This window comes from Spirillospora sp. NPDC049652 (assembly GCF_040675125.1).
GTDB lineage: Bacteria > Actinomycetota > Actinomycetes > Streptosporangiales > Streptosporangiaceae > Spirillospora.
This window is the reverse complement of sequence record NZ_JBFAOF010001021.1, coordinates 1-2441: the sequence shown is the minus strand read 5'-3', so window position 1 is coordinate 2441 and position 2441 is coordinate 1. Positions and strand designations below refer to the sequence as shown.

General features: G+C 70.5%; 2 protein-coding genes. Both read right to left on the bottom strand.

The window, feature by feature from the left end:
* Positions 1 to 401: SDR family NAD(P)-dependent oxidoreductase (locus AB0J52_RS36300; protein ID WP_500187441.1), on the bottom strand; the 401-nt coding region annotated here is incomplete at its 3' end.
* Between the two features lie 190 nt (positions 402 to 591).
* Positions 592 to 2085 carry a flavin-containing monooxygenase gene (locus AB0J52_RS36295; RefSeq protein WP_500187440.1) on the bottom strand — a complete coding sequence of 498 codons (1494 nt, stop codon included), beginning with the start codon at positions 2083 to 2085 and terminating at the stop codon, positions 592 to 594.
* Positions 2086 to 2441 lie beyond the last annotated feature (356 nt).

The window sequence follows — 2441 nt, the reverse complement described above, 5'->3', positions numbered from 1 at the left end:
GCCACGTTGACGACCCCGCCGCGCCCGCGCTCCAGCATCCCCGGCAGCGCCGCGTGCGTCAGCCGCAGCACCGCCTCACAGTGCACCTTCAACATGACCAGCTCGTCGGCGACCGGAACGTCCAGGAACGCGCCCCGGTTGCCGAACCCCGCGTTGTTCACCAGCAGGTCCACGCCCGCGCGCAGCCGCTCCTCCGCCCTGCCGATCCCCTCGTCCGTGGACAGGTCGGCGGGCAGCGCCTCGGCCCGGACGCCGTACTCGTCGTGCAGCTCGCGCGCGGACGCGGCCAGCCGCTCCGCGTTCCGGGCGAGCAGGACCAGGTCGAACCCGTCGGCGGCCAGGCGGCGGGCGAACGCGGCGCCCAGCCCCGTGGTGGCACCAGTGATCAGAGCAGTCGGCATACGCCGAGCCTAGAGGCTGTACTAATTGCAGTCTCGGCCCACTTCGCTCGCCCAGGGGCTCGCTACGTGACCGTGCCTGGGCGAACGCGGCATCGCTTCGCGATCTGCCCGGTTGCGCTCGCCTTCGGCTTCGCTGCACCGTGCAGGTCACGCGTTCGCGCGCGGGGCTAAGGCCACTGTGAAACACAGCCTAGGCCCTGCGGTTCCGGAGCTGCGGGCCGGTGCGGTCGCGTCCCCGGTGGAAGTCGCGGGGGTCCGGTCGGCGTGTCGCGCGCCGGTACGCGAACGTGAAGCCCGGCCAGTTGTTGACGATCCGTCCGTCCTCCCGCATGTACCAGCTCTGGCAGCCGCCGTTCCACACGGTCGCGCGCAGCATCCTCTGCATCCGCCGGTCGAACGCGTCCTGGACGTCCGGCCGCACCTCGATCCAGTCCAGCCGCCCGCGCCGCATCGCCGCCACGCAGCCGACCACGTACCGGAACTGCGACTCCAGCATGTAGATGATGGAGTTGTGCCCCAGGTTGGTGTACGGCCCGTACAGCAGGAACAGGTTCGGGAACCCGCTGACCGTGATGCCGAGGTGGGCGGACGCGCCGCCCTCCCGCCACTCCTCGCCCAGCTCCCGCCCGCCCCGTCCGACGATCTTCATGGGCGCGAGGAACTCGGTGGACGCGAACCCCGTGGCGTAGACGATCGCGTCCAGCTCCCGCGTCGTGCCGTCCGCCGTCACCACACCGGACGGCGTGATCCGCGCGACCGGGTCGGTGACGAGCTCGACATGCGGCTTCACGAGGGCGGGGTAGTAGTCGTCCGACAGCAGGATCCGCTTGCAGCCCATCGGGTAGTCCGGTCGCAGCCGTTCCACCAGTTCCGCGTCCCGGACCTCCTCTTCCAGCCTCTTCCGGAACCGCCGAGCCATCACGCCCATCAGCTTCGGGTACTTCACGAACCCCAGCGCCCGCGACTCGAACTGCGTGTAGACGCGCGCCCGGCTCACCGAGTACGCCCCGGGCACCGTCCGCAGGACGGCGTGCTCCCACGCCCGGTACGGCCGGTCCGGCTTGGTGATCACGTACGGAGCGGACCGTTGGAACACGTGCAGCCGCCCCGCCACCTTCGCCAGCTCCGGGACGATCTGGATCGCGCTGGCCCCCGTCCCCATGACCGCGACGCGCTTCCCCGCGAGATCGGCACCGCGATCCCACCGGGACGAGTGGAACGCCGCCCCCGCGAACGACTCGCGTCCCTCGATCTCTGGAAGCACCGGCCGGTTGAGCTGCCCGCACGCCGAGACCAGCACACGCGCGCTGACGGTCCCCGCCGACGTGGACACCCGCCAGACGGACGCCGCCTCGTCCCACTCCGCGCCGGTCACCTCCGTCCCGAACCGGGTCCGGGGGAGCACCTCGTACTTGCGGGCGCAGTGCCACAGGTACTCGAGGATCTCCTCCTGCGGCGGGAACCTGCGGGTCCAGTCCGTCTTCCGCTCGAACGAGAACGAGTAGAGGTGGGACGGGACATCGCACGCCGCCCCCGGGTACGTGTTGTCCCGCCACGTCCCGCCGAGCCCGCCGGCCTTCTCCAGCACCACCAGGTCGTCGACGCCGGCCAGGCGCAACCGGATCGCCATCCCGATCCCGCCGAACCCGCTGCCAATGATCGCCACATCGTGCGGAGCGCCCATGCCGCCACCCGAATCTCGTTCTGTCCGGACGCCTCCGAGCGTAGTGAGCCACCGGTCACCTGACCAGGTGCCGACTTCCCCGCCTGGGAGGCGCGTTCCCCTCCCGCCAGAGCCGAGTTTGCAGGCGTCCCGACCGTCGGGTAGTGTCCCTCCTCGCGCCTAGAGGGATGCAGGACGCCGCTGTGCGGTGGCCGGCCTGGAGTGCGCATCCACCACTGATCATGCGGATTCGATCCGTCGTGCCCGCATGTCCGGTGGCATCAGAAAGGCTCGATTTTGCGAATCGGTCCGGATCTGGTGGAATAGAAGTGCCGCAGGGAACGGCCGCGAAAGCGGGCGGGAACTGCGGAATCGGA

Bases quoted from the DNA above. Each gene is read 5' to 3' on its own strand.
- AB0J52_RS36295 (WP_500187440.1), bottom strand. From the start codon at position 2,085: ATGGGCGCTCCGCACGATGTGGCGATCATTGGCAGCGGGTTCGGCGGG.